Annotated in this window: 6 protein-coding genes; 3 read left to right on the top strand and 3 right to left on the bottom strand. The window is 41.1% G+C overall.

What is annotated here, in order from left to right; genetic code table 11:
- Window positions 1–255 precede the first annotated feature (255 nt).
- Window positions 256–762, bottom strand: coding sequence for a hypothetical protein (locus EKG38_RS12400; RefSeq protein ID WP_126520552.1), 507 nt, complete (start codon window positions 760–762; stop codon window positions 256–258).
- Window positions 763–1393: 631 nt separating this feature from the next.
- The gene (locus tag EKG38_RS12395; protein ID WP_126520551.1) at window positions 1394–1600 is read right to left on the bottom strand and encodes a helix-turn-helix domain-containing protein; all 207 of its coding nucleotides are present in this window, start codon (window positions 1598–1600) and stop codon (window positions 1394–1396) included.
- A 131-nt stretch (window positions 1601–1731) separates the two neighbouring features.
- Here EKG38_RS12395 and EKG38_RS12390 point away from each other — a divergent pair, with 131 nt between their 5' ends.
- The 3 genes from EKG38_RS12390 to EKG38_RS12380 all read left to right on the top strand — a co-directional run bounded on the left by EKG38_RS12390 (window position 1732) and on the right by EKG38_RS12380 (window position 4344).
- Window positions 1732–2271: a VspR family transcription factor gene (locus tag EKG38_RS12390; RefSeq protein ID WP_126520550.1), complete on the top strand. Its 540-nt coding sequence runs from the start codon at window positions 1732–1734 to the stop codon at window positions 2269–2271.
- Between the two features lie 5 nt (window positions 2272–2276).
- Window positions 2277–3686: a DEAD/DEAH box helicase gene (locus EKG38_RS12385; protein WP_126520549.1), complete on the top strand. Its 1410-nt coding sequence runs from the start codon at window positions 2277–2279 to the stop codon at window positions 3684–3686.
- Between the two features lie 286 nt (window positions 3687–3972).
- Window positions 3973–4344, top strand: coding sequence for an MbcA/ParS/Xre antitoxin family protein (locus EKG38_RS12380; RefSeq protein ID WP_185826846.1), 372 nt, complete (start codon window positions 3973–3975; stop codon window positions 4342–4344).
- A 160-nt stretch (window positions 4345–4504) separates the two neighbouring features.
- Here EKG38_RS12380 and ltrA read toward each other — a convergent pair whose 3' ends face one another.
- The gene (ltrA, locus tag EKG38_RS12370) at window positions 4505–5977 is read right to left on the bottom strand and encodes a group II intron reverse transcriptase/maturase (protein WP_126520547.1); all 1473 of its coding nucleotides are present in this window, start codon (window positions 5975–5977) and stop codon (window positions 4505–4507) included.
- Between the last annotated feature and the right edge of the window lie 23 nt (window positions 5978–6000).

The raw sequence follows: 6000 nt of genomic DNA, 5'->3' as shown, positions 1-6000 counted from the left end.
CTAAATAGGGCGGATGATAATGATGACAAGGTATATTCACTTATTCACAAACAAAAAAGTGTTATAAATAATAATGTTATTTACGATCTTTGATATGAGTCGACTCACCTAAGCGGAGAAGAGCCGGGAAAGTATGGACATCGAATATGCGATAACGCTTCGTTTAGCGGGGCAATGGTCTTACTAAAATCTTGTGAGGAACGAATAACAGCAAGACCATTAGTTGCCGTACGTCTAAAGCGCAATGCTAAGTAATCAAAAGCCTAAACTATCTTTGCTTGTCTTCGCGGGCTCCAAGTTTGGATATCCTATCGAGAGCATTGTTTGAATGCTAAATGCTGAAGGCACCGATGTTAATGTTAGAGTAATTCCACTTTCACTAACCCACTGGATATAGGGTATGTTTGTTCCTTCACCTTTCTTCCATGCTCCAAACAATGTCTCTAGTTTAACAAATAATTCGCCATAGTGGTCAATGGAAAAATAGACACCTACTCCATTGAGCCTGCCTTCAGAATCGAAAAAAAATTGGAACTTCTCATCATCTCTTTCAAACCCAAGCACCTCTTTAGAGTTATTGTCTTCGAGCCACTCTAATCCGTTTATTGATTTTTTTTCGGCATTGGGGAAAATCTCTTTAACCTCTGAAAGTGCCCCCCCCCATTTTGTATCGAAGACACCCTCACTAAAAATATCATCAATAGCATCAGCTCTAGAATAAAATGAACTTAATAATGCTACCAATACTAGGACGTACCTCATGAACCCTCCTGAATACTTAACATTTAGTAAACCAATTATCTAAGCCGCATTTCAGCAAAGCCATTGATTAACAAGCACTCTATCAGAGTGGTGCAGAAAGAACGAGCACACTAAATCGAAAAAGTGCGCATTGATACAAAGGTCTTTCTAAAAGAAATAAATTATTGCCATTAATGGATTAGAAAAGTTAGGCCAACTGACTGATTATTTATCAGGACAGCTTACAGACTGTAGCTCACTTTGGGGCAGGAACATGTCAGCCAGGATTTGCAGACACATCGATGTCGGGTAGGCGGCACTTGGTAACAAGTGTCGTCTATCCGACTGAAGTGTTTTAGCCGGCCGCCTCAACAGAAATTAGATAATTCACATTATCCTTAAATTGAACAGTTGCTATACTTTTATACCATTAACAAGGATCGTTAAGGGATAGCATGGAGAACTCAGGTCTGAGCCTAATTTTGGTTGTTGTATGGCTTTTATGTATCGTTGGTTCGGTGATCTATAACTTTCTACCTGGCGACTGAGCAGCGAGAACACTATCTGTTGCCAAGCTCTCTCGAATTCAACTTTTGTTCGTAGTTCAACTCCATCGAAGCATGTAGATAGCGGGGTAATTCAGCCATAAATGTTAAGGCAGCAGATCCCTTATATCACACTCCAAAACCTCTGCTAATTGGTATGCCTTTTCAAGGGTAATATTGACTTCTCCGCGCTCGATTCGTCCTGCATAACTGCGATCAATCTCTGCTAGTAATGCCAATTTATCCTGAGAAATGCCTAGTGTTTTGCGCTTATCACGCAATTTCGCACCAAATTGGATAGCTAAGTCTTTCATTTTTCACTCAGTTAAAGAGAAAGACTATCCAAAGTTGCGGCTTATAAAGCCACGGATTATAATCCGCATTATTAATATAAAGTTCTTCTGGCCCTGTGAGCTAGAGATAAAGAGCCTCTGACGAGAAAGTAATGTCAAAAATATCCATCAAAATTAACGCCCAACTAAACACTATTCTTCAGGATGAGAACTTCGACAATTTCCATGTAACACAGCTACGGGATGCATATCTAGCCAACTCTTCAGTAAGCCAAGATCTTGTTCAAGCTCGTAAGTATATTTACAGACAGATCCTTAGACTGGTTAAGAAGGGGCTACTGCTGAAAAAAGGAACTAAAAACTCCAAAAGAGTCGTGTACCAAAAGTCAGAGCTATTTTATAAAACTAACTTCATCTGCCAAAGTACAACAGAGGATAAAGTGAATCGAGCCAAAGCAGTTACTGTCGGCACTAATACTGCTGTCCAGCAGCTTGAAAAACGCCTTAAAGAATCTGAAGTTGATCTACTCACTAGCATTGGCGAGTCAGAAGAATATATGCGGTTGTATCAATCCTTCCCAGAGATGAAAACGCACCTTGAATCCCAGTATTTACAAGCACGTGAAAATAGCTCAAAACTACTCGGCCAAATCAAAGCGATTAAATCTGTTCTCGCTCATCAGCAAAAGTAACCTTAATGCATCTAAGACAATGGCAATCAGAGTGCGTCAATCGCGTTCTAGAGCACTTTAGTGCCAAACATAAACACTTCCTTTGTTTGGCAACTCCAGGCGCTGGTAAGACGATTATGGCTTCAGAAGTCGCTGTTAAGCTACTTGATCAAGACCTTATCGATTTTGTACTTTGTTTTTCACCTTCGATAAATATATCGCAAGGAATTAAGGATACTTTCTCGACACGGCTGGAATGTCGTTTCGATGGTGTCATAGGTGCCGTTGGTTGCTCTTATACGTATCAAAGCATGCTGTCTTTCAAAGAGGATTTCTGGCAGCTGTTAAAACAAAATCGGGTACTCGTGATATTTGACGAGATCCATCATTGCTCTGGCAGTTCTCTTGAAGATGCTAACGCCTGGGGGGAAGAGATCTTATTGAATATTCAAAGCCAAGCCGAATATACTTTAGCGTTAACTGGCACTCCATGGCGCTCAGATCAAGCACCGATAGCTTTATCTCGTTATACAGACCCAGACAATCAAATACAGTGTGATTATATCTATGGTTTAAGGGAGGCCGTTGCAGACGGTGTATGCCGAAGCCCAAAGATTGTATTAATCGATAATGAAAGAATTTCGGTTACTGACGAAGAAAATGAAACTAAGACGTTTAATGGCCTAGATGCTCTATTCAAAGGTTCATTAGTTACTTACCAATCGATCATTAAAAATGATGTAGCCATTCGGCACGCCCTAACGCTGGCGACTAACAAGCTCGACGACATTAGACTGCACAACCCTAATGCTGCTGGACTTGTCGTTGCATCATCAATCGAGCATGCCACATACATTCTGAATATGCTTAGAAATGAATATGCCCAAACTGCCGAAGTAGTTACCTATAAAGAAGATCTACCTTCACTTAAAATCAATGAGTTTAGGAACAGTACAACGAACTGGATTGTCAGTGTTGGCATGATAAGCGAAGGTACTGACATCCCGCGTTTGCAGGTGTGTTGCCACCTAAGCAGAGTTAAAACCGAACTCTATTTTAGGCAAGTACTCGGTAGGATATTACGAGTAAACAAGGCTATCAATCAGGAGGCTTGGCTATATACTTTTGCAGCACCAAAGCTTGTAGAATTTGCAAATCGCATCGCTGAAGAAATACCTGATGTACCCGTCATATTTAGGGAATCCGAAACTGTTACTGTCTCCGCAGAGCAGGGGAGAAGCGAGATAATACGAGCTAGCACCCCATTTCAAACTGAGCATAAAATTAGGTTTAGCACACCACACGAAAATGAATCACAATCTCCCATTTTAGTGCCACCTAACAATCGAGACATCACTTGGGACCAATCGCCATCTTTTGAGATTTTAGGTGGCTTTAGAGAAAAGGTGGTATCTACTTTCAACTCACCTTTTTGATGCGGAAACCTTATTTATGGTGTCACCATTTTTAAAAAATTCTCTGGCTGTTATCAAATATAATATCGCTGTACATATTGATTTTTATATTCGCTTTTTCATTGCTCTTAACAACACTGAGAGTAACTTTTAAAGGTATTTGTCTCTATACATGTCTATGATATCAGTTGATATAGACAGATTTATCCATCTCGTTTTTGCCACAAAACGTTTCGTTATTTACTGGCTAATTGAGCAATCATTCTGCTAAAATTTTCAAATGGCACTTCAGAAAACAGAGATATTCATGAGTAAGAATAATCCTATGACTAAAAAGGAGCAGGTTGCTGAGGGCTTGGAGTACAGCAATATATTCAATGCAATTTCGAATGAAACACATACTGCCAATGAGCTACAGTGTTTATCAAGCTTGTTTATTGAGGTGCGAGATGCAATCAATAATCAGGAGCAAAGTAGTCTGATTGAAACGGAAGAGTTAACTGCTATATTTCTGAAATCTTTGGATGTTTTTGATACACCTAAACAGGCTAAGGGATGGCTAGAGTCTATATGTCCAGCTTTAAGCAACTGCTCACCGGTAAGCCTTCTAACATCTGTAGAAGGGCGTGAATTAGTGAGTAAAACCCTTAGGTATATTGAGTATGGTGAATTTTCTTAACTGACTATTGTCCAGGTACGTGTCAAAAGGATGCTGCTGACACGTTTGTGTCGGATAGACGACACTTGTTACCAAGTGCCGCCCTCCTAAGAACCCAGCGTGCAACTTTCACTGCACTAGGCTCAAGCCTCCACAAAGGTATCGTTTGATACCCAGCAACTTATAAAGCAGTGAGAGCAGGTTCATTCCAAGAGTTACGAGCTTGCCTTTTCGATTTTCTCCTAGCCAAATATTCTTGGTATTGAGGATCGAATGGTATAGCCGCATTTCGGATTTTTACATGTCTCTCAATGGGCACTTTGGCTATTTGGAATAGATTGAATTGGCAATCCATATCCTTGACCTTCTGCCAACCGTGAAATTGCCATTGGCCTTTTCGGTTGATGAAGTATTTAAGGGCTACCCAAGTCTTAGACTTTGTTGGATGGCGCCTTACTGCCCAGTGCCATAACGTATAGAATAGTTTGTGCCCAACATACCCGAATACTTGTTTAGCAACGCAATGACGATAATAATTCGCCCAACCCCTTAGTTTTGGATTTATCAGTTTGATAAGATCGTTAACAGGGATGGTTGCGTGCTTTTTGATGAGTTCGCGCAGGTTACTCAAGAACAACAAGGTATTGGACTTGCTCGGTTTAATGAGCAATTTTCCTTTGTACTTCCTATGATTGAACCCTAAGAAGTCAAAACCCTTGTTGATGTGGGTAATGTGCGTTTTCTCTTCGGAGAGTGTTAAGCCTCTTTCCGCCAAGAAATCAGCGATCAACGGTTTGATATCGTTCTCGAGCACTTCCTTTGAAGCACAAGTGACGACGAAATCGTCGGCGTATCCAATAAAGTTGGTTCTAGCACCCTTTTTGAGTGCTGTAGACTTTATGCGCTGCTCGAGTCCTGCAAGAGTCATTAGCATCAAGGTTGGGGATATAACCCCTCCTTGTGGTGTGCCCTCATCAGTTCGATAAAACAGCCCTTTATCCATAAAACCAGACTTTAACCATTGTCCCAACATTCGTTTATCTATGGCGATGTTATCAATAAGCCATTGATGCCCGATTTTGTCGAAGCAGGATTTGATATCTCCCTCAAGAACCCATTGCGCTGATCTCTTTAGAGCCAAGCATTTGAAGCACTGATCGACTGCGTCGGCAGTGCTACGATTTGGTCTAAATCCATAGCTGTTTGGGTCAGCAAACGTCTCCGATATAGGCTCTAATGCAAGAAGGTGGAGCGCTTGTTGTGCTCTGTCTATCATGCATGGGATACCAAGCGGTCTAAGTTTGCCATTCTTTTTGGGGATATTGATACGCTTGAGTGGTTTGGCTTGATATGCCTTCCTGCTCAATTGATTTACTGCTTTCATGCGGCGTGTATCCGTGTTCCAGATAACACCATCTATTCCAGGCGTTCTACTGCCTTTGCTTTTTGATACCCGCTTAACAGCAAGAAGTTTTGCTGAACGCGAGTGAGTCAGTATCCATTGCAACGCTTTCGCCTTACCGTGTTTACCTTCTCGTGTTGCCTTTGCAATACGCATTTGAAGCTTTAATACATGCGGTTCAACGGATTTCCAGTCTATGGACTGCCATTGTTCGCTGTCAGGAGAGGCACTAATCTCTGTTGAAATCATCATTTGCGTTTCTCCTTGAATAAAGT

This window comes from Shewanella canadensis, assembly GCF_003966225.1.
Lineage (GTDB): Bacteria > Pseudomonadota > Gammaproteobacteria > Enterobacterales > Shewanellaceae > Shewanella > Shewanella canadensis.
The sequence above is the reverse complement of the archived record's forward strand: the minus strand, read 5'-3'. Positions and strand labels throughout refer to the sequence as shown.

Coding starts and splice junctions, on each gene's coding strand:
- EKG38_RS12400 (WP_126520552.1), bottom strand. CDS start 762: ATGAGGTACGTCCTAGTATTGGTAGCATTATTAAGTTCATTTTATTCT.
- EKG38_RS12395 (WP_126520551.1), bottom strand. CDS start 1,600: ATGAAAGACTTAGCTATCCAATTTGGTGCGAAATTGCGTGATAAGCGC.
- EKG38_RS12390 (WP_126520550.1), top strand. CDS start 1,732: ATGTCAAAAATATCCATCAAAATTAACGCCCAACTAAACACTATTCTT.
- EKG38_RS12385 (WP_126520549.1), top strand. CDS start 2,277: ATGCATCTAAGACAATGGCAATCAGAGTGCGTCAATCGCGTTCTAGAG.
- EKG38_RS12380 (WP_185826846.1), top strand. CDS start 3,973: ATGAGTAAGAATAATCCTATGACTAAAAAGGAGCAGGTTGCTGAGGGC.
- ltrA (WP_126520547.1), bottom strand. CDS start 5,977: ATGATGATTTCAACAGAGATTAGTGCCTCTCCTGACAGCGAACAATGG.